Raw genomic sequence first — 26,331 nt, 5'->3', positions numbered from 1 at the left:
GCCAACCACGAAGCACCGACAAAACAACATCAGCAATCAGGACGGCTTGCAGGAACAACACCTCAGGCGTTGAAGTATTCCTTCAGGTCCGCCACCCGGTCCAGCCGTTCCCACGTGAAATCCGGGTCGTCTCGACCAAAGTGACCGTGGGCCGCCGTCTTGGCATAGATGGGCCGTTTGAGATCCAGGGCGTCGATGATGGCCCGCGGACGGAGGTCGAACAGCTCATCGATTGCTTCACTGATGCGAGCCGGATCAACGGTTTCCGTGCCGAACGTCTCAACGTAGGTTCCAACAGGGCGTGCCTGGCCGATTGCGTAGGCAATTTGGATCTCAGCACGCTTGGCCAGTCCGGCGGCCACAACATTCTTGGCAACCCACCGCATGGCGTAAGCTGCCGAGCGGTCCACCTTGGACGGATCCTTGCCGGAGAATGCGCCACCGCCGTGGCGTGCGAAACCACCGTAAGTGTCCACGATGATCTTTCGGCCTGTGAGCCCGGCATCGCCTACCGGACCACCAATGACGAACGCGCCCGCGGGGTTCAGAATGTTCGCAGCGTGTGCGATATCCAGGTTGGACGCCGACATGACGGGGTCGATCACATAGCTGGCCAAGTCCGCGCGCAGCTGCTCGAGGCTGGCGTCTTCAGCGTGCTGGCTGGAGATGACCACCGTTTCCACGGAAACCGGCCGGTCGCCGTCGTAACCTACCGTGACCTGTGTCTTGCCGTCCGGACGCAGGTAGGCCAGCTCGCCGTTCTTGCGGACTTCGGTGAGGCGTTCTGACAAACGGTGCGCCAGCCAGATGGGAGTTGGCATGTAGGACGCCGTCTCGTCGCTGGCATAGCCAAACATGATGCCCTGATCGCCGGCACCCTGGAGGTCATAGTCATCCTCCTGGCGGCCTTCGCGGGCCTCAAGTGAGTTGAACACGCCACCGGCGATGTCGTTTGACTGCTGGCCGATGGACACGGACACACCACAACGGGCGCCGTCGAAACCGTTGGCGGACGAGTCGTAGCCGATGCCCAGGATGGTTTCGCGGACAATCTGCGGAATTTCTACGTAAGCGTCGGTGGTGACCTCACCAGCCACGTGCACCAAACCTGTAGTGGCCATGGTTTCAACGGCCACACGGGATTCAGGATCGGCAGCCAACAGGGCGTCCAGGATGGAGTCGCTGATTTGGTCGCAGATCTTGTCCGGGTGCCCTTCGGTGACCGATTCGGACGTGAAGAGCCTGAGCTTGGACGGGGTGCCATGGTGTTCATGGTGCAGCGGTAAAGTCACTCGACCACCTTACTGGGTTGCGGGACGGCGGTATTTGCCGTGTGTCCCTTTGCTAAGAATTGGGGTGTGGGCTCAGTTACATGGCCGGGAAGACCCGGGTGAGTTCAGCCCCTACCCGATCAATGACGGCAGCGGCGACGTCGGCCTTCGAGCCGGCGGCTGACTCAGGGTCCGCACCGTGACCGGACAAGATAACGACGGAATTCTCATCCTGTCCGAACACCCGGCCAATGCCCACCTGGTTCACCACCAGGAGGTCACAGCCCTTGCGCTTGAGCTTGGCTGTTGCATGCTCCAGGACGTCGCCTTGGGCGTCACCGGTTTCGGCTGCGAACCCTACAATCAACTGTTGGCCGCCATCGGCATTACGACGCTCCACCAGCTCGTGCAGGATGTCCGGGTTCCGGATTAACCGCACAACGGGCGCGTCCTCGCCGTCCACCTTCTTGATTTTCGTATCCGAGACCTCTGCCGGACGGAAGTCCGCCACGGCGGCTGCCATAATCACGACGTCGGAATCCGCCGCCGCTTTCAGCGCTGCCTCACGCAGTTCCAAGGCGGATTCAACGCGGACGAGTTCGACGCCGGCAGGCGGCTCAACGTCCATGTGAGCCGCGATAAATCTCACAGTTGCTCCGGCAGCCAAGGCTGCAGCAGCCAGTGCCACACCCTGCTTGCCGGACGAGCGGTTTCCGAGGAACCGGACCGGGTCCAGAGCTTCACGCGTGCCACCGGCAGAGATCGTCACGATCCGCTCTGCCAGTGTCTGCTCCGCGGCGGGAACAGCCGGCGCCTCTATTGCAGCTTCAGTCAGAGCCATGGCCGCAGCAAAAATTGCCTCGGGCTCGGGCAGGCGTCCGGGACCCGAATCGGCACCCGTCAGGCGACCGGAGGCAGGCTCGAGCACGGTGACACCACGGCTGCGCAAGGTCTCCACGTTGGTTTGGGTTGCGGCGTGCTGCCACATTTCCGTGTGCATGGCGGGCGCAAACAGAACTGGCCCGTGGGCCATGAGGAGGGTGTTGGTAAGGAGGTCGCCCGCTTGTCCGGTTGCTGCTTTAGCCAAAAGGTCAGCGGTAGCAGGAGCAACTACTATCAGGTCTGCCTCATGCCCTAGACGGACATGATTGACCTTCTCGACGTCGTCAAAGACGCTGTTGCTCACAGGGTTACCGGAGAGGGCTTCCCACGTGGCCACTCCGACGAATCGGGTAGCGGCTTCCGTAGGGATGACCGTCACCTTGTGACCGGATTCAGTAAAAAGCCGGAGGAGCGATGCAACCTTATAGGCTGCGATCCCTCCCCCGACTCCGAGGACTATGCGCACGTGACCTCCGTCAACAGGCAGTCTTTATTATTCTGCGGGCTCGATCGGAGTGGAAACCAGCAAGCCTTCGTTGATCTCGCGCAGAGCGATGGACAACGACTTCTCGTTCAGCTTGGTGTCAACCAGCGGGCCGACGTACTCGAACAGGCCCTCGTGCAGCTGAGCGTAGTAGGCATTGATCTGGCGGGCGCGCTTGGCGCCGAAGATGACCAGGCCGTACTTGGAATCAGCAGCCTCAAGCAGCGAATCGATCGGCGGGTTGATGATGCCTTCAAGGTTCGTGGACACGAATTCTCCAAATTTTAGCGGGCCAACAAATGCAAGCGCTTAGCGCTGGTGCGGGGTAAGCCCCATGAGTGAAACAAGCTCGTCCGCTGCCCGGCGAACGTCGTCATTGATGACGGTGTGGTCAAACTCCGGTTCAGCAGCAAGTTCCAGTTTAGCGGTTTCCAGCCTGCGCTGCTGTTCCTCGGGAGTTTCGGTGCCGCGGCCCACCAGGCGGCGAACCATTTCGTCCCAGCTGGGCGGCGCCAGGAACACGAAATTCGCGTCCGGGACGGCAGTTTTTACCTGTCGCGCGCCCTGGAGGTCGATCTCCAGAAGTACAGACTTACCGTCTGCAATAGCGGCATCAACTGTGCTTCGAAGGGTCCCGTAGCGGTTCTGGCCATGCACCACAGCCCACTCCAGGAGTTCACCCTCTGCCACCAGGGAGTCGAACTCCTCAGCAGACTTGAAAAAATAGTGGACCCCGTCCTTTTCACCCGGACGCGCAGCCCTGGTGGTTGCCGAGACTGAGAGCCAAACCTCTGGATAGTTGTCCCTGATGTAGGTGGATACGGTTCCCTTGCCAACGGCAGTGGGGCCTGCAAGGACAGTCAGTCCGGGTTTCTTGCTCACGGATTCCTTCGGGGAGATGCGTCAAACGCTTTGCTGGGTATCCATAAAATCTACCAGCGCCCGGGCCTGATGAATTCCCAGGCCTCTGATGCGCCGCGATCCTGCAATGCCAATCTCCGCCATAATCCCGGCAGCCCTGACGGGCCCGATACCCGGCAGGGCCTCCAACAACTCCACTACCCGCATGCGCGCAATCGCGTCGTCGGTGGCTCCGGAGGAAATCAACTCAGCAATGCTGACTTCGCCCCGCTTGAGTCTCTCCTTGGCGGCGGCACGCACTGACCGCGCCTTGGCAGCTTTCTCAAGCGCATCTGAACGCTCCTGCGGTGTCAGCTCTTTAAGGCCCACTGCCAAACCCCTGTCAGATCGCACATGTGATCCAGATCACGCGGACTGATCCTGAACTTACCGGCAGGGGCCCGGTTGCGCAATGAGCATGGACAACTTACTCGAAGCGAAGTCCGCGCAAAGTTTCCTCAGTGGCAGCACGGAGGCTTGCCAAGGACGGTCCTGCCGCCAGGATCCCCCGGCTGGAAGTGGCCAGGACCGTGGGGTAAGCAGCGCCAAACGTTGTGCGAAGGTCAGCTGGAGTGGCGCCCTGGGCACCGAGGCCAGGGGCCAATATTGCACCGCGCACAGGCGCGAGTTCAATATCCAGATCATCCAAGGCAGAGCCGATGGTTGCCCCTACCACCAGGCCAACTGACCCCATGGAACCGCTGTACCGCTGGTTCTCGAGGGCTGCGGCAGCGGCAATCCTACGCGCCACGGAATCACTTCCACCGACGTGCTGCACAGACTTTCCTTCAGGGTTCGATGTCAGTGCAAGCACAAACACTCCCCTGCCATACTGCGCAGCAAGGTCCAATGCCGGGCGCAGCGACTCAAAGCCCAGGTACGGGCTAAGCGTCACCGAGTCCGCGGCCAAGGAAGAACCGTCACGCAGCCAGGCATCCGCATAGGCGGCCATAGTGGAGCCGATGTCGCCACGCTTGGCGTCGGCGATGCTGAGCACGCCCGCATCCGCGGAGGCGGTGAGCGTCCGTTCCAGCACAGCCATGCCGGCCGAGCCGTGGCGCTCGTAGAGCGCCACCTGCGGCTTGACCGCGGCAGCGAGGGAAGCCACGGCCTCAACCACCGTCAGCGAGAAGCGCTCCAAGCCGGCGACGTCGTCGGTCAATCCCCAATCGGCCAAGAGCTGCGGGTGGGGGTCGATTCCGACGCAGAGCGGGCCGCGCGCGGCCATGGCCGCAGCCAGCCGGGATCCGAAAGACTCCCCGGCCGGCTGCTGGCCTTGCTGTGGTGAAGCAGACTCAAGCATTGGCTGCTTCCATTGCCGCTGACAGGTTGGCTGCGTGCTCCTGCAGGCTGGTCACCGACCATTCGTAAGTGCGCAGTGCCTCAATGGCCTGCACTGCGGCATTGAACTCGGCAACGGTGGTGATGCAGGGAATGCCAATGGACGTTGCCGCAGCACGGAGTTCGTAACCGTCGCTGCGGGCTTCGCCGCCGGAGGGTGTGTTGAAGACCATGTCGATTTCGCCGGCGATGACCAGATCCGCAATGGTGCCTTCGCCCTCTGCGCTGCTGCCTTCGGCCACCTTACGCACAGGGGTTGCCTGAATGCCGTTGCGGCGTAGGACGTCAGCGGTGCCACCGGTGGAAACGATCTCGAAGCCCAGGTCCGAGAGGCGCTTGACGCCCATAATCACTGAGCGCTTGTCACGGTTGGCTACCGAGACGAAGATCTTGCCCTGGGTGGGCAAGGCGTTGTTCGCTGCGGCCTGGCTCTTGGCGAATGCGGTGTCGAAGTGCTTGTCGATGCCCATGACTTCACCGGTGGAGCGCATTTCCGGGCCGAGCAGGGAGTCCACAACCTTGCCCTCAGGAGTACGGAAGCGGCTGAACGGAAGGACCGCTTCCTTGACGGCAACCGGCGCGTCCAAAGGCAGGGTGGAACCGTCACCGGTTTCCGGCAGCATCTTGTAGGCGCCGCGGAGCTGGTTGATGGTGACACCTGTGCCGATGAGCGCAGCGGCCTTGGCCATTTGCACGCCTGTCGCCTTGGAAACGAAAGGAACGGTGCGGGAAGCACGCGGGTTGGCTTCAAGGACGTACAGGACGTCGGAGGCCAGCGCGAACTGGATGTTGATGAGGCCTCGGACGCCAACACCTTCGGCGATGGCCCGGGTTGCCGTGCGCACACGCTCAATCACGTTGTTGCCCAAGGTAATCGGCGGAAGCACGCATGCGGAGTCACCGGAGTGGATGCCGGCTTCCTCGATGTGTTCCATGATGCCGCCGAGGTACATGTCGGTGCCATCGAAAAGTGCGTCGACGTCAATTTCGACAGCATCTTCGAGGAAGCGGTCAATCAGCACCGGGTGGTCCGGGGTGATTTCCGTGGCATTGGCGATGTAACGGGAGAGGTTTGCTTCGTCGTAGACGATCTCCATGCCGCGGCCGCCCAGGACGTAGGACGGGCGGACCAGCACCGGGTAGCCGATTTCGTCGGCGATCTTCTTGGCGTCCTCGAAGGACACGGCGGTGCCGTTCTTCGGGGAGGTCAGTCCGGCTTCATCCAGGACGCGGGCAAAGGCGCCGCGGTGCTCCGCCAGGTCGATCGCTTCCGGCGAAGTGCCCAGGATCGGAACACCGGCATCAGCGAGCTGTTGGGCCAGCTTCAGCGGGGTCTGGCCACCGAGCTGGACGAAGACACCCATGACTCCACCGGTACGCTCCTCTGCAGCAATGACCTCAAGGACGTCCTCAAGGGTCAGCGGCTCGAAGTAAAGGCGCGTGGAGACGTCGTAGTCCGTGGAGACGGTCTCCGGGTTGCAGTTGACCATGACGGTCTCGTAGCCGGCCTTGCGCAGCGCCATGGAGGCGTGGACGCAGGAGTAGTCGAACTCGATGCCCTGGCCAATGCGGTTGGGCCCGGAGCCCAGGATGATGACGGAGGGCTTGGCGTGCAGGCCTACTTCGTCTTCCTCGTCATAGGACGAGTAGTGGTAGGGCGTGTAGGCAGCGAACTCAGCGGCACAGGTGTCCACCGTCTTGTAGACCGGACGAATACCCAGTGCTTGCCGGACGCCCCGGACTACTGCCTCATTGTTATGTGTCAATGCACCGATCTGCTCGTCGGAGAAGCCGTGACGCTTGGCGTTGCGCAGCATCTCCTCAGTGAGAACGCCGGCCTTGCGGATCTCCTGCGCCGTCTCATTGAGGAGCTGGAGCTGGTCCAGGAACCAGGGGTCGATCTTGGTGGCTTGGAAGACCTCTTCCACCGTGGCGCCCCCCAGGAGCGCACGCTGCACCTGGTGCAGTCGTTCCGTGGTGGGGCGCTTGGCCCTCTCGATGAGCTCGGCAACCTCGTACTCCGGTACGGAGCTGAAGTCCAGCTGTGAGCCCTTCTGTTCCAATGAGCGAAGGGCCTTCTGGAGGGCCTCGGTGAAGTTGCGGCCCATGGCCATGGCTTCGCCCACGGACTTCATGGTGGTGGTCAGGGTGTTATCCGCTGCCGGGAACTTTTCGAAAGCGAAGCGCGGAACCTTCACTACCACGTAGTCCAACGTCGGCTCGAAAGAGGCAGGGGTTTTCTGGGTGATGTCGTTGGGGATTTCGTCCAAGGTGTAACCAAGTGAAAGCTTGGTGGCGATCTTGGCGATGGCGAAGCCGGTTGCCTTGGAGGCCAACGCGGAGGAACGGGATACACGGGGGTTCATCTCGATCACCACTACACGGCCCGTTGCGGGATCGATGGCGAACTGGATGTTGCAACCACCGGTGTCCACGCCAACTTCGCGGATGACCGCGATGGAGACGTCGCGCAGCTTCTGGTACTCGCGGTCCGTGAGGGTCAGGGCCGGAGCTACCGTGATGGAGTCACCGGTGTGGACACCCACGGGGTCGAAGTTCTCGATGGAGCAGACCACAACGACGTTGTCGTTCTTGTCGCGCATCATCTCAAGCTCGTATTCCTTCCAGCCGAGGATGCTCTCTTCAAGCAGGACCTCGGTGGTGGGGCTGTACTGCAGGCCCTGGCCGACGATGCGGCGGAGGTCGTCCTCGTTGTAAGCCAGCCCGGAGCCCAGGCCACCCATGGTAAAGGACGGGCGGACCACCATGGGGTAGCCGAGGTCCTCGGCAGCAGCGAAGGCTTCTTCCATGGTGTGGATGATGTGGCTGCGTGCGGACTCTGCGCCACAACGCTCCACGACGCCCTTGAACTTCTCACGGTCTTCGCCGAGCTCAATGGCGGCGATGTTCGCGCCAATGAGTTCCACGTTGTACTTCTCCAGCACACCGTTCTTGTCCAGCGCGATGGCCGTGTTCAACGCAGTCTGGCCGCCGAGGGTGGGCAGGATGGCGTCCGGGCGCTCCTTGGCGATGATTTTTTCCACCACCTCTGGAGTGATGGGCTCTACATAGGTGGCATCGGCGAATTCGGGGTCCGTCATGATGGTGGCCGGGTTGGAGTTCACCAGGATGACCCGCAGGCCCTCCTCCTTCAGGACGCGAAGTGCCTGGGTACCGGAGTAGTCGAACTCAGCCGCTTGGCCGATAACGATGGGGCCGGAACCGATGACAAGGACGCTCTTGAGATCTGTACGCTTGGGCATTACTTCTTGTCCTCAGTCTTGGAGTCGTTGGAGTTGGCGCCTGTGGCCTTGGACTTGGTGTCGGCCATGAGGTCGATGAAGCGGTCGAAGAGGTACGCAGCATCGTGCGGTCCGGCCGCAGCTTCGGGGTGGTACTGGACCGAGAAGGCGGGGATGTCGAGGCAGGCGAGTCCTTCGACGACGTCGTCATTGAGCGAAATGTGGCTGACTTCCACACGTCCGTATCGTTCTTCCGGTGCCACGGCGGCCCCGTTCAACGGGGCGTCAACGGCGAAGCCGTGGTTCTGCGAGGTGATTTCCACCTTGCCGGTCCGGCGGTCCATGACGGGCTGGTTGATGCCGCGGTGGCCGTAACGGAGCTTGTAGGTGCCAAAGCCCAGGGCCCGGCCGAGGATCTGGTTGCCGAAGCAGATACCGAAGTACGGGAGCTTCTCATCCAGTACCGAACGCAGCAACGAAACCTGGTTGTCAGCGGTTGCAGGGTCTCCTGGACCGTTGGACATAAAAAAGCCGTCGGGCTTGACAGCGTTGACATCCTCCAGGGTGGAGGTGGCCGGAAGGACGTGCACGCGCACGCCACGCTCTGCGAAACGCACCGGAGTCATGGCCTTGATGCCGAGGTCAACGGCTGCGATGGAGAAGCGCGGCTCCCCTTCCCAGCCGTGGTCCTTTGGTTCCACGACGTAAGCCTCGTCAATGGAGACTTCCTCCGCCAGGGCTGCGCCTTCCATGGGGGCGCTGGCGAGGACAGCGTCCAGCAGTTCTTTGTCGGTGGCGTGCGCGGCCTCACCGGAGAAAATGCCGGCCCGCATGGTCTTGTGCTCACGGAGGTGGCGGGTGATGGCCCGGGTGTCTACGCCCTGGATGCCGACGATTCCCTGCTCCACCAGTTCCTCATCGAGGCTGCGCTCGGAACGCCAGTTGGAGGGGCGACGGGCGGCGTCGCGCACGATGTACCCGGCCACCCAGATGCGGCGGGATTCAGCGTCTTCGCTGTTGACGCCGGTGTTGCCGATGTGCGGCGCTGTCTGCACCACCAGCTGGCGGGCGTAGGAGGGATCGGTAATGGTCTCCTGGTAGCCCGTCATGCCGGTGGCGAAGACTGCCTCACCGAGAGCGGTTCCCTGGGCTCCGTAGCTGCGGCCGCGGAACATGCGGCCGTCTTCGAGCACGAGTACTGCTGCTGAGGGGGTGGGTGTGGTGGCTGCTTTACTATCCGTCACTTTATTACTTTCCACTATCGGCTTCTGCCTGAGGGGCTGCGGAGATCAATTCTTGGAGGGCTTCGAGGAGGAGCTGCTTGTCGGCTGCATGCCTGGAACGGAATCCGGTGTCCAGTTCCCGGGAGCCAAGCTTCCAGTTGATGACCAGGAGTCCGTCTTTTTCGACGAATTTTCCGGCCATGCCATTGGTTTCCCGGCTGTCGACCAGAGCTGAGCGCGGGATGAAGACCGGAGCGGCACCCGCTCGGTCGAACAGCACACCTTCGGCGTGGATGCTCAGTTCAGCGTTGGTGCGGATACCCAGGCCCTGGACTGCTATCCGGTCCAGCCAATCGCCGGCCGTTGTGGTAGCCACGTATTGGCCGTCTGCCATTACCGTGGCCGGCGTCAGCTGCTTCGGCACCTCGGGGAGGCGTTCGACGTCGGCTTGTCGCCTTAGCCTGTTGCGCCATCCCAGCCAGATCATCGCCAGGACGACGACAATCAGCGGCACCGTGATGAGCACGGTCAGTGTTTGGTTGTCCATTAGTTGCTGCTGACTGCCGGGTACCTGTAAGGCGTGTTGAGCTGACCATTGAGGACCGTGGGGTGGCCTTTGAAGAAGGTCGCCACCACGGATCCGGGCAGCTCCTTGCCCTTGAACGGTGAATTGCGGCCCATGGTTGCCATTTTATGCGGGTCAACGGTCCAACGCGCAGCCGGGTCCACCAGGATGACGTTTGCAGGTTCGCCAACCTCCAGGGGACGGCCCTGATCAGCGACGCGGCCGATCACTGCAGGCGTGAACGAGGTAACCCTGGCGAAGTCCGCCCAGGTCATGAGGCCGGTTTCGATCATGGTCTCCTGCACCACGGACAAGGCGGTCTCAAGACCGGTCATGCCCATTGCCGCTTGCGCCCATTCACATTCCTTATGCTCGCTGGGGTGCGGGGCGTGGTCGGTTCCCACGACGTCGATGGTGCCATCGGCCAGGCCCTCACGGAGCGCCTGAACGTCCGAATCGGTGCGCAGCGGCGGGTTGACCTTGTAGACGGGGTCGTAGCTGCGGACCAGTTCGTCGGTCAGCAGCAGGTGGTGCGGTGTGACCTCGGCGGTAACGTTGATGCCCCGCGCCTTGGCCCAGCGGACAATTTCCACGGATCCTGCAGTTGAGACGTGGCATACGTGGAGGCGGGAACCTACATGCTGGGCCAGCAGGACATCCCGGGCAATGATGCTTTCCTCGGCTACGGCGGGCCAACCGGTAAGTCCCAGCACGGCAGACACTGCGCCTTCGTTCATCTGTGCACCGGCGGTCAGGCGGGGCTCCTGCGCGTGCTGGGCCACCACGCCGTCGAACGCTTTGACGTATTCCAAGGCGCGGCGCATGATGACGGGATCGTGAACGCAGATGCCGTCATCGGAGAACATCCGGACCTGGGCGCGGGAATCGGCCATGGCGCCCAGCTCTGCCAGTTGTTCCCCAGCCAAACCCACGGTGACTGCACCAACAGGACGTACATCCACCCAGCCGGACGCCCGTCCCAGGCTGTGAACCTGCTCCACAACGCCCGCAGTGTCCGCCACCGGGTTGCTGTTGGCCATCGCGTGGACGGCGGTGAAGCCACCCAGCGCCGCAGCGCGGGTGCCGGTCTCCACCGTTTCGGCGTCTTCACGTCCGGGTTCGCGCAGGTGGGTGTGAACGTCCACCATTCCAGGCAGTGCAACGAGGCCCTGGGCGTCGATGACAGTTGCGTCCTCCGCAGACAGGTCCTTGCCGCGAGCTTCGATGACGCCGTCGCGGATAAAGAGGTCTTCAGCTTCGCCGCCGAGGATGGCGGCCCCACGAATCAGGTAGGTCTTCTCGGCCATCAGTTGGTCTCCTTGCTGGACTGGCTAAAGTTCGGGGCGGCTTCACGGGAATCCCCGGAGAGCAGCAGGTAAAGGGCGGCCATACGGACCGAGACACCGTTTCGCACCTGGGCGAGAACGGTCGAACGCGGCGAATCGGCGGCTGCCGAGGAAATCTCCAGGCCACGGTTCATGGGGCCGGGGTGCATGATGATGGTGTCCTTCATGCCGAGATCGTCCAGCGCACGGAGCCTTGCGTCGTCGAACCCCCAGCGGCGGGAGTACTCGCGGGTTGAAGGGAAGAATGAGGCGTTCATCCGCTCACCCTGGACGCGCAGCATCATCATGGCGTCGATGCCCGCTTCCAGTGTCTCGTCCAGGTTGTAACTGACCTTGCAAGGCCAGTGCTCGACGCCGATGGGCAGCAGCGTGGGTGGCGCCACGAGCGTGACCTCAGCGCCAAGGGTCTTGAGCAACCACACATTGGAACGGGCAACGCGCGAGTGCAGGACATCGCCGGCAATCGCTACCCGCATGCCTTTGAGGTCTGCCCCCGTGGACTCAATGCCGTTGACCTGCGACCAATGCCGCCGCATGGTGAAGGCGTCCAGCAGTGCCTGCGTAGGGTGCTCATGGGTGCCGTCGCCAGCATTGATGACGGCTGCGTCGATCCAGTCGGTGGCAGCAAGTCGGTGCGGTGCGCCGGATGCCCAGTGCCGGATAACGACGGCGTCCGCACCCATGGCTGCAAGTGTTTGCGCCGTGTCTTTGAGGGACTCCCCCTTGGAGACCGAAGATCCCTTGGCAGCGAAGTTGATGACATCGGCTGACAGTCGCTTAGCTGCCGCCTCAAAGGAGATGCGGGTACGGGTGGAGTCCTCGAAGAAGAGGTTCACCACAGTCCGGCCGCGCAGTGCCGGGAGCTTCTTTACTTCACGCTCGCCGACGGCGGACATTTCCTCCGCCGTGTCCAGAACTCGGATGGCGTCGAAAAGACTGAGGTTTTCGGTGGAAAGAAGATGCTTCATTTACCGGCCTCGATAACAACCTCGTTGACGGGCACGCCGTCTACGGAGTCGATCTCCTCGAGATGGACCCGGACCTTCTCCGATGAGGAAGTGGGCAGGTTCTTGCCCACGTGATCCGCGCGGATGGGAAGCTCACGGTGTCCCCTGTCCACCAGCACCGCAAGACGGACGATGCGTGGGCGGCCAAGATCAACCAAGGCATCCAGAGCCGCGCGGATGGTCCGGCCGGAGTACAGGACGTCGTCAATCAGGACAACAACTTTGTTATCTATGCCTGACAGCGGGAGCCGGGTGTGGCGTGGTGGCCGGGTGGGCTGGTGGGAAAGATCGTCACGGAACATGGTGACATCCAACTGACCAACCATGGTGTCTGCGTTCACCGTGGGGTCCGCGGCAGCGATCTTGTTGGCAAGCCGCACAGCCAAGGGATAGCCGCGGCTGGGAATGCCCAACAGGACCAGGTCCTGGGAGCCTTTGTTGGCTTCGAGGATCTCGTGGGCGATACGAGTGAGCGCACGATCAATGTCCGCCTGATTGAGGACAACCCGCGACGGCACGTGCGCTGAAGTGACTTCAGTCATCGCTCGTCTCCCCTTTCCCCGCCTCACGGGACGGAATTAAAAAAGGAATATTTGCTTTTCAAAACTACCACAGCGCCCCTTTTCCACCTCACCGGGGACCGCAGTGACGCGTGAGTTTAAGCTCACACTCCGTGCTGTGGAATAGGCTCTTGCCCATGACCATGAACCACCACGGCCAACCAGGCGGACAACCTTATCCGCGTCCCTACCTGGAACCTGGCGCCAACCCAACGTGGATTGGCCGCGTCCAGCCCGGTAATTACCAACCGGCCCCCGGCAACCCGACGACGCTCCCGCAGCAAACCTGGGCCATGCCGCCAGCGCCGCAGCCTCGCCGGTCCTGGGGGACGCTCCCTTTACTCATCGGAGCAACCGTGCTGGTCCTCGGCAGCCTGTTCCTGGTGGTGCCGTTTCTCCTCGGCAACACCGGCATCAGCGGGTTTGTCATCGGCTTCATTGCCTCACTGATTCCACTCTCCGTAGTGCTGCTGACGGTACGCCTGATAGATCGCTGGGAACCCGAACCAAAAAGGCTCCTGTGGTTCGCTTTCACGTGGGGTGCCGCCGTTTCCATTGCCGGGACACTGCTCATCCAGCCGCTCTTCGCCCTCGCCGCCCCCACCTCCAGCGAAGAAGCATTTAGCTACTTCATGGCCACGGTCCAAGCCCCCATCGTGGAGGAATTCACCAAATCGCTCGGTTTGTTGGTCCTGATCCTGGCAGCACGCAAATATTTTGACGGACCTGTTGATGGGGTGGTGTTTGCCTTCACCATTGCCGCGGGCTTTGCCTTCACGGAGAACATCCTCTACTTCGGCCGCGAAATAGCTTCATCATCAGATCCAAGCACTGACCTCGTCCGGATCTTCATCCTCCGGGGTGTCATGTCGCCCTTCGCGCACGCAGTTTTCACGGGTACAACCGGACTGATCATGGGTTTCGCTGCCCGCAAATGGCATTCGGGGTACGCGGTCCTGGCCTTCTTCATCGGCTTGTTGCCTGCGATGTTCCTGCACAACCGTTGGAACAGCATGGGACAGAACTTCCTGGTGGAGTACTTTGTTGTCCAAGTCCCGATCTTCCTGGTGGCAGCAGTGGGCATCATCCTCCTCAGGGTTGCCGAAGGAAAACTCACCCGGCAACGCCTCCTCGAATATGCCCGGGCAGGCTGGTTTACTCCCGCAGAAGTGGAAATGCTGGCTACTTCACGGGGCCGGAGGCAGGCTATTCGCTGGGCGTCCTCGCGCGGGCGTGGTGCGCAGATGAGAGCCTTCATCAAAGGGGCCACAGCCCTGGCATTTACCCGCCAACGGATACTCAGCGGCCGCGACGTCCATGTCCATCAGCATGACGAGTTCGAGCTCCTCAACAAGGTCCCCTCACTCAGGGCAGCAGTGCTCCAATAACGCAGTAGGACCCGTATCCACTGGATGCGGGTCCTACTTGGTTCAGGCGGCTACATGGGACGCCACACCATGCCTACGCCAGCAGGGAAGGCTTGAGCTTCTGCAGGCGGCCAAGCAGGCCGTTGATGAAGGCAGGCGACTCGTCCGTGGACATGGTCTTCGCGAGAGCCACAGCTTCGCTGACGGCTACGCCGTCGGGAACCTCGTCATTGTAGAGAAGTTCCCATGCGCCAATACGAAGGATGATGCGGTCAACCGAGGGCATCCGCTCCAACGTCCAGCCTTGGGCGTACGTCTGCAGGAACTCATCGATGGTTGCCTGCATGGAAACAACACCCTCGACGATTTCCACCGTGTAGGGGTTGATGACAAGGTCGGTCTTCTCCCGCCGCGCTGTCATCGCGTCGAAAGCCGAAACGGAACGCTGCTCCGCCTCGAAAAGTACTTCAAGAGCCCTGCTACGGGCTTTACCGCGTGCGCTCACTAGTCGTTGACCCGGCCCAAGTAGCTGCCATCGCGGGTGTCGACCTTGACCTTGGTGCCCTGCTCAACGAACAGCGGAACCTGGATTTCGTAACCGGTCTCGACAGTTGCAGGCTTGGTGCCTGCCGAGGAGCGGTCGCCCTGAAGGCCCGGCTCCGTGTAGGTGATTTCGAGGACAACACTCGGGGGCAGTTCAATGTACAGCGGCGTGCCCTCATGGATGGCGATGTTGACCATCTGGTTCTCAAGCATGAAGTTTGTGGCGTCGCCCACCGTGGCACCCGATACGGTGATTTGGTCGTAGTCCTGGGTATCCATGAACACGAAGTCTTCGCCGTCCTGGTACAGGTACTGGTAATCGCGGCGGTCCACCGTAGCGGTTTCAATCTTCAGGCCGGCGTTGAAGGTCTTGTCAACCACCTTGCCGGACATGACATTGCGCATCTTGGTACGGACGAAGGCGCCGCCCTTGCCTGGCTTGACGTGCTGGAACTCGATGATGTTCCAGAGCTGGCCCTCGAGCTTCAGTACGGTCCCGTTCTTGATGTCGTTTGTGGTTGCCACTCGTATCCTCTGGTTATCGCACTGGTTCTGACTGCCAGCTATCTATGCCAAGCAGGCGTACCAATCGGCCCGCCAGCGCGTATTTATCAAAAATCCAAGAACCATTCTACCGTCAAATGCGGGTGTGCCTTGCGGGCGGGGTTTTGGAACGGCCCTAAGAGGCCAGTTCCAGTACATTCCGGGCCCGCTGCAAGGCGACTGCAGAGGAGTAGATCAGCGCAGCATCAGCTGCCATGGCTACTCGCAGGTCCAAGGCCCTGGCGAATTCTTCGGACGCTGCCAGTGCGTTGCCGCTGACGAAATATGCCCGGCCAAGATACTGGTGCACAATAGCTTCCTTCGGGCTGCCCTGGACATCCTGCAACAGGTGCCTGAACAACTGGACAGCACGGTCCAGCCGGTTGGTTGCCCGATGGACTTCGGCCTCAAAAATCCTCAACCGGAACGACTCCGGATCTTTGTAGCGGGCCTCAGCCAGGAGCTCCGCTGCCTCCTTGGGCTGATTGTCCAGAAGAAGGGCCATGATGCGATCTGCAGGGTCCTCCGAGGCCGCAAGGGCGGACTCCATGGCTTCCTCATTGACAACCACTGGCAGCAAAGTGTCCGGGTTCAGGCGGACTCCCGGGAATCCGGCTGTTGGCCAGTCGCTGACGCCTTCACGAAGAGTGACGGTCATGATGCGATCTCCTGGTAGGCGGCAAACAGGAGCGAGGTGTCAGGAACTTCCAGTATGCCCGGTTTGGCCACGCCATCGAGGACAACAAACCGGAGCAGGTCACCACGGGACTTCTTATCCCGGCGCATCCCATCAAGAAGGCCTTGCCAGCGGTCCTTGCGGTAGGTGGTGGGCAGACCGAGGCTTTCCAGAATAGTGCGGTGCCGGTCGGCGTCAGCGTCGGACAAACGGCCAACGCTTCGCGACAACTCGGCTGCAAACATCATGCCCACGGATACAGCGGCACCGTGACGCCACGAGTAGCGTTCCACGAGTTCGATGGCATGGCCCAGGGTGTGCCCGTAGTTCAGGATTTCGCGGAGGCCCGATTCCTTCAGGTCCTGGGAGACGACCTCAGCCTTCACAGCGATGGCACGTTCGATAAGCTCCCGGACAACATCCGATCCGGGGTCCATCACGGCGTCGGTGTTCTTTTCGACGAGGTCAAGGATGGCCGGATCCGCGATGAAACCGCATTTGATCACCTCTGCCATTCCGGAAATGAGCTCGTTCTTCGGCAGGGTCTGAAGAGTGTCAAGGTCAGCCAGGACAGCAGCCGGCGGGTGGAAAGAGCCCACCAGGTTCTTGCCCTCGGCAGTATTGATGCCGGTCTTGCCGCCCACCGAGGCATCCACCATGCCGAGAAGGCTCGTTGGCATGTGGATGACTTTGACCCCTCGAAGCCAGGTTGCAGCCACAAAGCCGGCAAGGTCAGTTACTGCACCGCCGCCGACAGCCACGATGGCATCAGATCGAGTGAAGTCGTTCTGACCCAGCACCTGCCAGCAGAACGCCGCCACCTGGATGTGCTTGCCTTCTTCAGCGTCCGGGATTTCGGCCGTGAGCGCGGTGAAGCCTGCAGCTTCGAGCTCGTCCCGCACAGTATCGCCGGTCAGGCGAAGCGCCCGCGGGTGGATCACCAGAACGCGGCGGACACGTTCGCCCAGCTTCGCCGGCAGGGTGCCCAACAGGCCCCGGCCCACCACGACGTCGTAGTTTTCATTAACGGACTGACCGGTCACCTTGATGACAGTTGCTTCGGAGCTCACTTTTCAACTTCCTCTTTCAAGGCTGCATGCTGGAGCAGCCGCTCCTCCAAGTGGAGGCCGATTTCCGCCACGGATCCGGTACGGACATCCATGACAATGTCTGCAAGACGCTCATAAACCGGACGTCGGGTGGCGAACAAGGCCTCCCAACGGGTCATGGCGTCACCCTGCAGCAAGGGCCGCCCGGTGTTGCGTGCAATTCTGTCAGCGACCGTTTCCGCATCACACTCCAGATAGACCACGGTGCACTCCCCCAACAATTGCTGGGTCCCGGAGTCGAGCACTGCTCCGCCGCCGAGGGAAATAATGGCCGGATCGATCTTCGCGGACTCGATGGCCTTGGCCACAGCCCGCGCTTCAATCTCGCGGAAGGCGTGTTCTCCCCTGCCTGCGAAAATATCGGCAATGCTGCCATGAGCGGCAACAACCACAGCATCAGTGTCCACAAAAGGCAGACGCATCTGATGGGCCAGCTGCTGACCTATCGCCGATTTTCCGACGGCCATGGGTCCAACCAGAACTATGGGCCGGCCATCCGGGATAGAGCGGACCACTACCGGCCGACCGTGTCCAAGGTAGCCGGGATGCTTTCAAGGTAGCTTTGCAGGTTGCGCTGGGTCTCAGGCACAGAATCACCACCGAATTTCTCGGCCACAGCCTCAGCCAGCACCAATGCCACCATGGCTTCGGCCACAACGCCGGCCGCGGGCACGGCACAAACATCAGAGCGCTGGTGATGTGCCTTGGCAGGCTCCCCGGTGCTGACGTCAATGGTGCGCAACGCGCGCGGAACTGTGGCGATCGGCTTCATGGCAGCCCGGACGCGAAGCACTTCACCAATGCTCATGCCGCCCTCGATGCCACCGGCCCGGTTGGTCTGGCGAACAATCTTGCCGTTGTCATCTTTGAGGATCTCATCATGGGCAGCAGATCCACGGCGGGCCGCCGTCAGGAATCCATCGCCTACTTCCACGCCCTTGATGGCCTGGATGCCCATCAGCGCGGCGGCCAGACGGGAGTCCAGTCGACGATCCCAGTGGACGTAGCTGCCCAGTCCCGGCGGAAGCCCGTAAGCCAGTACCTCTACCACGCCTCCCAGCGTCTCGCCTTCTTTGTGCGCGGCATCCACCTCTGCCACCATCGCATTAGAGGTCTCGCGGTCGAAGCATCGCAAGGGGTCGGCGTCGAGGGCTATGACGTCCCTCGGCAACGGCAGGGGCCTGCCCTCGGGGACGGTCACGCTGGCAATGGAAACGGTGTGGCTGACCAGCTCGATGCCCAACTGCTTCAGGAACTGGGCGGCAACGGTACCAAGGGCCACGCGTGTGGCCGTTTCGCGCGCGCTGGCACGCTCGAGGACCGGGCGGGCTTCGTCAAAGCCGTATTTTTGCATACCGGTAAAATCTGCGTGCCCAGGGCGTGGACGGGTCAGCGGTGCGTTGCGGGCCTGATCGGCGAGGACTTCAGGGTCCACAGGATCAGCTGACATGATCTGCTCCCATTTGGGCCACTCGGTGTTCCCAACCTGGATCGCCACAGGGCCGCCTTGGGTAAGACCATGCCTGACACCACCCATGATGGTGACCTCGTCCTGCTCAAACTTCATGCGGGCACCACGTCCATAGCCCAGGCGGCGACGCGCCAGCGCGTCACGAATCTGCCCGCTGGTGAGTTCAACACCGGCAGGCACGCCTTCAACAATTCCGATCAGGGCCGGACCATGGGATTCACCGGCAGTCAACCAACGCAACATATAACCAATCCTGCCATGTAGGGCGTCTAGAACACTCGCCGGGGAAGCCCGACTGAGTCGCACATCACATCTATGACGGCGGCGTCGACGTCACAGCCGCTAAAGCGCCTGATCTGCTCGGCCGCCTGGTACATCAGCATCTCCAGGCCCGGGACCACCGCTCCCCCATGGCGTTGCCACACTTCCGCCAGGCGGCTTGGCCAGGGATCGTAAGCGACATCCAGCAGGACGCCGGCGCCGCTGCCGGGCAGCGCCGCCAGCTCCTCCGCCAAGGAATCGGCGGCACGGGGTGGAAACGTGGAGATGACCAGGTCCGTCCCGGCCACAGCAGATGCCGCTTCCGTCAAGGGCCGGACGGCAAGGGAAATTCCGACGGCGGCCGCGGCGGCTCTCGCATCCCCGGCCCGTCCCGCATCACGAACGAAAACGTCAACGTGGTGGGCGCCAAGTTGCTGCGCAGCAGCAACGGCCGCAGCCGACGTGCCGCCACCACCAAGGATGGCCGCATGAGGTGCGGCAACCACGCCCGCATAGCGGACCGCTTCGACGATGCCAGCCACATCGGTGTTGTACCCCACCCGACGCACCTGTCCGGCGTCGTGCTCGAAAACGACTGTGTTGATGACACCAAGATGGGCGCCGGCGCCGCGGACTTCGTCCACTTCCTTGACCATGGCAGACTTCAACGGCATGGTCACTGAAAGGCCGCACCAGGCGTCATCACCGCGAAGTGACTCCATGAACGATGGGAGCCTCTCAACAGTGACGTCGATCGCCGAGTAGTCGATGTCCACACCCAACTTTGCGTAAGCTGCGCAGTGCAGTGCCGGAGACTTCGAATGTGAAATCGGGTGCCCCAGGACTGCGGCACGACGACTCACACACACCGTCCCGCATTAGCCTGGCACCACGCGTTGTACTGCTCAACATAGGTGTTGTGCTCAGCCAACGTCTTGGAGAACTTGGTCTCCTTGGTGTCCAGGTTGATGGTCACCCAGTAGAGGTAATCGTTCTGGGTGGGTTTGGCCGCAGCATCAATGGCCGTTTTGCCCGGCGAGCCAATGGGCCCTACCGGAAGCCCAACGTTGGCGTAGGTGTTGTAGGCATTGGACTTATCAGCCTTTTCCTCCTCGGTGAGGTGGAACGACTTCTTGCCCAGACCGTACGTCACCGTGGCATCAGACTGGATCAGGCCGCTGGTCTCAACGTTGTTGGGCTTGAGCCTGTTGTAAATTGCTCCAGCCACGTTTCCATAGTCCGCCTGACCACCTTCGGCCTGAACAATGCTGGCGATGGTCACGGTGTCGTACTGCTTGGCGGGGTCGGTAACGCCTTGGGCCTTGAGTTCATCGAGGGTGGTGGCCACCAACTTCCGGATGATGTCCTTGGCGGACGTACCGAGTTCGAACCGATATTCGCCGGGGGCAAGGAAGCCTTCCAGGCTCTTGGCCTTGGCGGGAACACCAAACTGCCCGGGTGCCTGATTCAAGGCGTTGAGCTCCTGCATGGGAATGCCCGAACCCTTGGAGATAGCCTCCAGGGATTCATTGATACGCAGGCCCGCGCTCAGCGCAAAGTACATCACCTTGGATGCGTCCTTGTTCACCAGGACGGCCACAGCATCCGAATTCTTCATCTCAGTCCGGAAAGTGAAGGATCCAGGCGAGAGTTCGCCGCCTTCGTTGAGGAACTCCTTGACGAAAGCATCGGAATCGGCAACCACACGATTGGCAACCAGATCGTTTGCAACAGCCTTGGGACCGGAGCCTTCGGGCACCGTGATGGTTACCGACCCCGTGCCCGGGCCGGGGTAATCGGTCACTTTGTCCATGCCCAGCAAGGGCTTCAGGAACTGCGCACCAATGGCTATTGCGGCTACGAAGACACCCAGCGTGATCAGAAGAGCCACAACACGACGCCGACGCCGGGCTCTTTTCGCGGCAGCCTTGGACGCCGGACTCGCCGCGGGGGCAATGAGGTCGTGGGGGTGCTCGTCATGAAGAAGAACGTCATTGTGGAGTTCGTCATGGATGCCGAGCTGGTAGTGGGCATCGTGTTCAGCGTACTCGTGGCCGTCGGCGTGTGCTTCGGGATGCTCTGCCGAAAGGGCTTCATGTTCCACATCACCGTGATGGGCATCATCGGGGTGAAGATTACCGTGCGGAGTATCTCCGTGATCAACCCCGCCCTGCTCGAAAGAGGGGACGTGTTGCTCCTGATCGTGTTGTTCCTGGACGTCTTGTTGCTGGCGGTCCTGCTGATGCCCATAGGGCTCATCGTGCGCTTCAACCATATGAACCGGGGCATCATCAGCCACAACAACAGGCGACTGGGCCTGCGACGGGGACGCTGCGGACGTTGGCGGTGCAACTGGAGTCGGCGGTGCAACTGGAGTCGGCGGTGCCACAGGCGTTGGGGGTGCAACAGCGGCAGGAGTATCCGCCGGTGCGGGCTTAACCCCCGGGGCAGGCTGTACCGCGGGGACTGGTCGGGGCAACTCGGGCTCACCCTCCGCCGAGGGAGTCGCCTCCCCCGGAGTCGCTTCGGGAACGGGTACCACATTGTGGTTCTGCGTGGCGAGGAATCGTTCACGCGCCCGCAGCTCTTTGCGGGTGAGCGGCATACCGCCGCCGGCGGTACCGCTTGAGGGGTCGTTGTTGACCGGGCTCACAGTTGCAGTCCCCTCTTAGAAGAATCGGATTCACTACCGGAGGCAGCCCGCAGCGTTGGGGCACTGCTGGGTTTTTCGGACTGCACCGGTGCCTGCACTCGGCGGCCAACGTCCGTTCCTCTGGCTTTTTGCATGTCGATTGCGTGCTGCAGTATTCCAGCAGCGGCAACCTGATCAACCACTTTACGGTGGTTCTTGCTGCTCATGCCAGCTTCGTGCAGGTTGCGGTGTGCCGTAACAGTTGAAAGTCGCTCATCGACGAGGTTTACGGGAACGTCCAAACCAGCACGTTGAAGCTCGCTGGTAAGGAGATCCGCGTAGTCCATGGCCATCTGCGCGGACGCACGTTCCTCGCCCTTCATGGTGCGGGGAAGGCCCACAAAAATCTGTACCGCCGGCAGTTCGACAGCGTGTTTGACGACTACCCGCACATCGGAATTTTTCTTGCTGTCCCGGCCAACCGTCTTGAACGGCGTGGCCAGGATCCCGTCCGGATCGCAGATGGCCAGACCCACCCGAACGGTACCGACGTCTACCCCCAGCTTGATGCCATGGGGGTAGACGTCACTGTCAGAACTGGAATCCACCGTCAGCGCTTGGCAATCGCATCCACCACCGCTGTGAGGGCCTCAGAGACCTTCCCAGCGTCGGTGCCGCCGCCCTGGGCGACATCGTCCTTGCCACCGCCGCCGCCGCCGAGAATCCCTGCTGCCAAACGCACCAGCGCTCCGGCCTTTACCCCTGCTTCGCGGGCAGCCTCGTTGGTGGCAATCAGTATGACGGGACGGTCCTTGCTGACACCTGCAACAGCCACGGTGGAGGCTTCCGAGCCAAGACGATTGCGGAGATCGAGGGCAAGGTTGCGCAGATCATCAGCGCCGCCCACCTGGCCGGCGTCGTGGGCTACAACCCGAACACCGGCAGCATCCTTGGCAGTACCCGTAAGGTTTGCGGCCGCTGCGGCGAGCTGCTCTTTGCGGAGGCGATCAAGCTCCTTCTCCGCAGCCTTGAGCTTGTTCAGGGTGCTGGAGATGCGGTCAGCAAGCTGTCCGGATGGAACTTTCAGCAAATCCGTAAGCTCGGAAACCAGAGCCCGCTCTGCCGCCAGATGGCGGAAGGCGTCCAAGCCAACAAAGGCCTCAACACGGCGGTTACCCGAGCCAACAGACTGCTCGCCCAGCAGGGAAAGGCTGCCGATCAGGGACGTATTTGCCACGTGGGTACCGCCGCACAACTCACGGGACCACGCGCCGTCGATCTCCACCACGCGCACTTCGCTGCCGTAGTTTTCCCCGAACAAAGCCATAGCGCCCAGCGCCTTGGCTTCGGCGAGCCCCATCACCTTGGTGTCAACCCGGTAGTTATTCCGGATGGCGATGTTGGAGACCTCTTCAATTTCAGACCGCGTTGCTGTGCTGAGGCCTTCGCCCCAGGCGAAGTCAAAGCGCAGGTATCCGGCCTTGTTGAAGGAACCGCGCTGGGTAGCTTCAGGGCCGAGGATCTGGTGCAATGCAGCATGCACAATGTGCGTGCCGGTGTGGGCCTGCTCAGCAGCGTGACGACGTTCACGGTCGACGGCGGCGCGCACCAAGGCATCGGAAGCGATCTCACCTTCGCGGACAATCGCCTTGTGCACGCTGAGCCCCTTGATGGGACGCTGCACGTCCAGGACCTCCACCACGAACCCGTCACCGGTGATGAGGCCGGTGTCAGCAGACTGGCCACCAGCTTCGGCATAGAACGGGGTCTCGTTGAGGACAAGCTCGATTTCCTCGCCGGTGGAAGCGTGGGCTACCGGCCGGCCACCGCTGACGATGCCGCGGACCTTTGCTTCGCCCTCAAGTTCGTTGTATCCGGTGAAGACCGTTTCGCCCTTACCCAGAAGCTCCTGATAGGCGCTGAGGTCGGCGTGGCCACCCTTCTTGCCCTTCGCATCGGCTTGGGCACGCTGGCGCTGCTCGAGCATGAGAGCACGGAAGCCTGCCTCGTCCACCTTGAGGCCGGCTTCCTCGGCCATTTCCAGGGTCAGATCGATCGGGAATCCGTACGTATCGTGCAAGGCAAAGGCGTCAGCACCGGAAAGGGGAACGCCGGCAGCCTTAGACTCCGCTACAGCATCTTCCAATCGTGCCGTACCTGAAGCGATGGTGCGCAGGAATGCCTTTTCTTCGGCGTAGGCAATGCGGCTGATGCGCGCGAAGTCGGTCTCCACCACCGGGTAGACACCCTTCATGGCGTCACGGGAGGCAGGGAGCAGCTCCGGCAGGCAGGCTTTTTCGACGCCGAGCAGGCGCATGGCGCGGACGGCGCGGCGAATCAGGCGGCGCAACACATAGCCGCGGCCTTCATTGGACGGTGCGACGCCATCAGCAATGAGCATCAGGGCAGAACGAATATGGTCACCAACAACGCGCATGCGGACATCGTCGGTGTGGTGCGGATCATCCGGGGATTCAGCTGAGGTGTACTCGCGGCCGGACAATTCAGCGGCTTTATCGATCACAGGACGGACCTGGTCGGTCTCGTACATGTTTTCAACACCCTGGAGGATCATCGCAAGACGCTCCATGCCCAGGCCGGTGTCGATGTTCTTCTGCGGCAGTTCACCGACGATGTCGAAGTCCACCTTGGAGCGGACGTTTTCGATCTGGTACTGCATGAACACGAGGTTCCAGATTTCGATGTAGCGGGTTTCGTCGGCCAGGGGGCCGCCTTCGATGCCGTAAGCAGGGCCGCGGTCGTAGTAGATCTCAGAGCAGGGACCGGCCGGGCCGGGCTGTCCGGTGGACCAGTAGTTGTCGGCCTTGCCCATGCGCTGGATACGCTCGGCAGGAATGCCGGTGTTCTTGAGCCAGAGTTCTTTGGCTTCGTCATCCTCTTCGTAGACAGTCACCCAGAGGCGCTCGGCAGGAAGTCCGTAACCGCCGTCATCAACGCTGGTGGTCAGCAGCTCGAAAGCGAACTTGATGGCGTCTTCCTTGAAGTAATCTCCAAAGGAAAAGTTGCCGCACATCTGGAAGAACGTGCCGTGGCGGGCAGTCTTGCCTACTTCTTCGATGTCTCCGGTGCGGATGCACTTCTGGACGCTTGTGGCACGGCTGTAGGGAGGCTCTTCGCGCGCAGTGAGGTAGGGAATGAAAGGCACCATTCCGGCCACAGTGAAGAGAAGTGACGGGTCGCTGGAAACGAGCGACGCGGAGGGAACGGCGGTGTGGCCCTTGTTGACAAAAAAGTCCACCCAGCGCTTGGTGATCTCCTGCGACTTCATTAGCTGATTACTTACCCTTCTCAATTCACTGCACACGATGTGCGCGGTACCGGCTGGTGCCGTTCCGCAGCTTTCCATTCTGCCCTGTTGAGGGCGCGGGGGCGAACCGCTCCGCTAGCGCCGCGACGATACGGCGTCGTCGATACCCAACGCGGCCCGCAATTCCTCTTCGCGTTGGTGCGTCCCCGTACGCACGGCATCGGCAAAGTCGAACAGGCCATCAGCCATCCGGCCAACAGCCCGGTTCAGCCCTTCCGGACCAAGATTGGCCTGGGCTTCGGTGATCTTACGGAAGGCGATGACGCCGATGGCGACGCCGATGCCCATCCACACAATTCGTTTCATGAGGTCTCCCTGTAGTTCAGCGGCTGATTGGGGAAGCGGCTGGTTGGGTCAGCGGCTGCGGCGGCCGGAGGAGGTGGTGCGGCGTCCAGCAAACGCCGAACGGACGCCGTAGCTGAAGGCAGCCACCTTAATCAAGGGTGAACCTACCGTTGCTGCTACAAGCGAGGACAACGCGGAGATGTTGGCCGAGGCATCAGAGACGTTGGAGGCAATGCCGTCAACTTTCTTCAACTGCTGGTTGGTGGTGGTCACCGTGGCAGTCACTTCATCCATCAGGGGCGTGGCGCCATCGCTGATGGAACGGATGGAGGTCCGCACTTCGTCAAAAACGCCACCCAGCTTCAAAATGGGCACGGCCAAAAGCAGGACGAGGAGTGCAAACACTCCTGCTGCGACGAGGCCGGCGATGTCGCCACCAGACATAGAACTCTTCTCCTTGGATCGTTTCGCTGCCTCGCACCAGCCGATTCCGGGCTTTGGGCAAGGCCTCCCCCAGTACCTTACCTATATTGGCCCGGTACCTTACATACAAAGAAGCCCGCGGCGTGTGCCACGGGCTTCTCTGTATGCGCTGCTGAAATTTAGCGAGCGTAGAATTCGACGACGAGCTGCTCTTCACAGATCACGGGGACCTCGGAGCGCTTCGGGCGACGAACCAGGCGGGCCTGGAGGGCGTCAATCTTGACGTCCAGGTATGCCGGCACGTTGTTGAGCACGTGTGCGCCAGCAGCTGCCACCTGGAACGGGGGCATAACCTCGGAGCGGCTGTGAACGTGGATGAGCTGGCCTTCGCCAACGCGGAAGGACGGGCGGTCCACGCGGACGCCGTCAACCATGATGTGGCGGTGCACAACCAGCTGGCGGGCCTGTGCGATGGTGCGGGCGAAGCCTGCACGGAGCACCAGGGCGTCCAGACGCATTTCGAGGAGCTCAACCAGGTTTTCACCGGTGAGGCCCTTGGTGCGGCGTGCTTCTTCGAAGGCGCGGGTCATCTGGGCTTCGCGGATGCCGTACTGGGCGCGCAGACGCTGCTTTTCGCGCAGACGTACGGCGTAGTCGGAGTCCTGCTTCTTGCGGGCACGGCCATGCTCACCGGGGCCGTACGGGCGGCGCTCCATGTACTTGGCGGCCTTGGGGGTCAGAGCAATGCCGAGTGCACGCGAAAGACGTGCGGTACGGCGAGCACGAGTGTTGTTAGCCACTTGTGTCCTTCCAATTACTGCGGTGTGTCAGTGTTACTGGCCTCCATCAGGGAGAGCATCGGCCAACCGCTA

The 26,331-nt window shown here is 61.7% G+C and carries 26 protein-coding genes; 1 reads left to right on the top strand and 25 read right to left on the bottom strand.

Annotated features, from left to right (window positions below; translation table 11 throughout):
• Positions 1-62: 62 nt before the first annotated feature.
• The 12 genes from metK to pyrR all read right to left on the bottom strand — a co-directional run bounded on the left by metK (position 63) and on the right by pyrR (position 12,803).
• Positions 63-1,292 carry a methionine adenosyltransferase gene (gene metK, locus MOD31_RS16950; protein ID WP_142939090.1) on the bottom strand — a complete coding sequence of 410 codons (1,230 nt, stop codon included), beginning with the start codon at positions 1,290-1,292 and terminating at the stop codon, positions 63-65.
• A gap of 76 nt (positions 1,293-1,368) precedes the next feature.
• Positions 1,369-2,619 carry a bifunctional phosphopantothenoylcysteine decarboxylase/phosphopantothenate--cysteine ligase CoaBC gene (coaBC, locus tag MOD31_RS16945; RefSeq protein WP_250821179.1) on the bottom strand — a complete coding sequence of 417 codons (1,251 nt, stop codon included), beginning with the start codon at positions 2,617-2,619 and terminating at the stop codon, positions 1,369-1,371.
• Between the two features lie 27 nt (positions 2,620-2,646).
• Positions 2,647-2,907 (bottom strand): DNA-directed RNA polymerase subunit omega, encoded by a 261-nt coding sequence (gene rpoZ, locus MOD31_RS16940; RefSeq protein WP_017197559.1) that lies wholly within the window; start codon positions 2,905-2,907, stop codon positions 2,647-2,649.
• A gap of 39 nt (positions 2,908-2,946) precedes the next feature.
• Positions 2,947-3,519, bottom strand: a complete 573-nt coding sequence (gmk, locus tag MOD31_RS16935; protein ID WP_250821178.1) for a guanylate kinase — start codon at positions 3,517-3,519, stop codon at positions 2,947-2,949.
• Positions 3,520-3,540: 21 nt separating this feature from the next.
• Entirely contained in the window at positions 3,541-3,867 is a 327-nt protein-coding gene (gene mihF, locus MOD31_RS16930) for an integration host factor, actinobacterial type (protein WP_142939088.1), read from the bottom strand.
• Positions 3,868-3,964: 97 nt separating this feature from the next.
• Positions 3,965-4,840, bottom strand: coding sequence for an orotidine-5'-phosphate decarboxylase (gene pyrF / locus MOD31_RS16925; protein ID WP_250821177.1), 876 nt, complete (start codon positions 4,838-4,840; stop codon positions 3,965-3,967).
• On the bottom strand, positions 4,833-8,141 hold the full coding sequence (gene carB / locus MOD31_RS16920) for a carbamoyl-phosphate synthase large subunit (protein ID WP_142939086.1): 3,309 nt from the start codon (positions 8,139-8,141) through the stop codon (positions 4,833-4,835). The genes pyrF and carB overlap by 8 nt, the downstream gene beginning before the upstream one ends.
• A complete protein-coding gene (gene carA / locus MOD31_RS16915; RefSeq protein WP_308196385.1) occupies positions 8,141-9,364 on the bottom strand; it encodes a glutamine-hydrolyzing carbamoyl-phosphate synthase small subunit in 1,224 nt (407 codons plus the stop codon). The genes carB and carA overlap by 1 nt, the downstream gene beginning before the upstream one ends.
• Positions 9,365-9,368: 4 nt before the next feature.
• Positions 9,369-9,890: a hypothetical protein gene (locus tag MOD31_RS16910; protein ID WP_250821176.1), complete on the bottom strand. Its 522-nt coding sequence runs from the start codon at positions 9,888-9,890 to the stop codon at positions 9,369-9,371.
• The gene (locus MOD31_RS16905; protein WP_250821175.1) at positions 9,890-11,215 is read right to left on the bottom strand and encodes a dihydroorotase; all 1,326 of its coding nucleotides are present in this window, start codon (positions 11,213-11,215) and stop codon (positions 9,890-9,892) included. The genes MOD31_RS16910 and MOD31_RS16905 overlap by 1 nt, the downstream gene beginning before the upstream one ends.
• Positions 11,215-12,222, bottom strand: a complete 1,008-nt coding sequence (locus tag MOD31_RS16900; RefSeq protein WP_142939082.1) for an aspartate carbamoyltransferase catalytic subunit — start codon at positions 12,220-12,222, stop codon at positions 11,215-11,217. Before MOD31_RS16900 ends, MOD31_RS16905 begins: the two co-directional genes overlap by 1 nt.
• Positions 12,219-12,803 carry a bifunctional pyr operon transcriptional regulator/uracil phosphoribosyltransferase PyrR gene (gene pyrR / locus MOD31_RS16895; RefSeq protein ID WP_024816826.1) on the bottom strand — a complete coding sequence of 195 codons (585 nt, stop codon included), beginning with the start codon at positions 12,801-12,803 and terminating at the stop codon, positions 12,219-12,221. Before pyrR ends, MOD31_RS16900 begins: the two co-directional genes overlap by 4 nt.
• Positions 12,804-12,958: 155 nt before the next feature.
• Between pyrR and MOD31_RS16890 the strand changes: the two genes are divergently transcribed.
• Positions 12,959-14,209 (top strand): PrsW family intramembrane metalloprotease, encoded by a 1,251-nt coding sequence (locus tag MOD31_RS16890; protein ID WP_284705473.1) that lies wholly within the window; start codon positions 12,959-12,961, stop codon positions 14,207-14,209.
• A gap of 73 nt (positions 14,210-14,282) precedes the next feature.
• Here the strand turns inward: MOD31_RS16890 and nusB are convergent, their stop codons facing one another.
• From nusB to rpsD, 13 genes are all read right to left on the bottom strand, one after another.
• Complete coding sequence (gene nusB, locus MOD31_RS16885; RefSeq protein WP_011774956.1) at positions 14,283-14,693, bottom strand: transcription antitermination factor NusB; 411 nt, start codon at positions 14,691-14,693, stop codon at positions 14,283-14,285.
• A complete protein-coding gene (efp, locus tag MOD31_RS16880; RefSeq protein WP_011774957.1) occupies positions 14,693-15,256 on the bottom strand; it encodes an elongation factor P in 564 nt (187 codons plus the stop codon). Before efp ends, nusB begins: the two co-directional genes overlap by 1 nt.
• A gap of 154 nt (positions 15,257-15,410) precedes the next feature.
• Positions 15,411-15,932: a lipopolysaccharide assembly protein LapB gene (locus MOD31_RS16875; protein WP_142939080.1), complete on the bottom strand. Its 522-nt coding sequence runs from the start codon at positions 15,930-15,932 to the stop codon at positions 15,411-15,413.
• On the bottom strand, positions 15,929-17,020 hold the full coding sequence (gene aroB / locus MOD31_RS16870) for a 3-dehydroquinate synthase (protein ID WP_142939079.1): 1,092 nt from the start codon (positions 17,018-17,020) through the stop codon (positions 15,929-15,931). Before aroB ends, MOD31_RS16875 begins: the two co-directional genes overlap by 4 nt.
• On the bottom strand, positions 17,017-17,574 hold the full coding sequence (locus tag MOD31_RS16865; protein ID WP_142939078.1) for a shikimate kinase: 558 nt from the start codon (positions 17,572-17,574) through the stop codon (positions 17,017-17,019). The genes aroB and MOD31_RS16865 overlap by 4 nt, the downstream gene beginning before the upstream one ends.
• Positions 17,574-18,773, bottom strand: coding sequence for a chorismate synthase (aroC, locus tag MOD31_RS16860; protein WP_142939077.1), 1,200 nt, complete (start codon positions 18,771-18,773; stop codon positions 17,574-17,576). The genes MOD31_RS16865 and aroC overlap by 1 nt, the downstream gene beginning before the upstream one ends.
• A 26-nt stretch (positions 18,774-18,799) precedes the next feature.
• Positions 18,800-19,654 (bottom strand): shikimate dehydrogenase, encoded by an 855-nt coding sequence (locus MOD31_RS16855; protein ID WP_142939076.1) that lies wholly within the window; start codon positions 19,652-19,654, stop codon positions 18,800-18,802.
• The gene (mltG, locus tag MOD31_RS16850) at positions 19,651-21,444 is read right to left on the bottom strand and encodes an endolytic transglycosylase MltG (protein WP_142939075.1); all 1,794 of its coding nucleotides are present in this window, start codon (positions 21,442-21,444) and stop codon (positions 19,651-19,653) included. The genes MOD31_RS16855 and mltG overlap by 4 nt, the downstream gene beginning before the upstream one ends.
• The gene (gene ruvX / locus MOD31_RS16845) at positions 21,441-22,031 is read right to left on the bottom strand and encodes a Holliday junction resolvase RuvX (RefSeq protein WP_142939074.1); all 591 of its coding nucleotides are present in this window, start codon (positions 22,029-22,031) and stop codon (positions 21,441-21,443) included. Before ruvX ends, mltG begins: the two co-directional genes overlap by 4 nt.
• 2 nt (positions 22,032-22,033) lie before the next feature.
• A complete protein-coding gene (alaS, locus tag MOD31_RS16840; protein WP_250821173.1) occupies positions 22,034-24,712 on the bottom strand; it encodes an alanine--tRNA ligase in 2,679 nt (892 codons plus the stop codon).
• Between the two features lie 114 nt (positions 24,713-24,826).
• A complete protein-coding gene (locus tag MOD31_RS16835; RefSeq protein WP_187697181.1) occupies positions 24,827-25,057 on the bottom strand; it encodes a hypothetical protein in 231 nt (76 codons plus the stop codon).
• Between the two features lie 48 nt (positions 25,058-25,105).
• A complete protein-coding gene (locus MOD31_RS16830; RefSeq protein WP_250821172.1) occupies positions 25,106-25,480 on the bottom strand; it encodes a DUF948 domain-containing protein in 375 nt (124 codons plus the stop codon).
• A gap of 158 nt (positions 25,481-25,638) precedes the next feature.
• The gene (gene rpsD / locus MOD31_RS16825; RefSeq protein WP_142939071.1) at positions 25,639-26,259 is read right to left on the bottom strand and encodes a 30S ribosomal protein S4; all 621 of its coding nucleotides are present in this window, start codon (positions 26,257-26,259) and stop codon (positions 25,639-25,641) included.
• Between the last annotated feature and the right edge of the window lie 72 nt (positions 26,260-26,331).

Source organism: Paenarthrobacter sp. TYUT067, from assembly GCF_023656375.1.
Classification (GTDB): domain Bacteria; phylum Actinomycetota; class Actinomycetes; order Actinomycetales; family Micrococcaceae; genus Arthrobacter.
The sequence above is the reverse complement of the archived record's forward strand: the minus strand, read 5'-3'. Positions and strand labels throughout refer to the sequence as shown.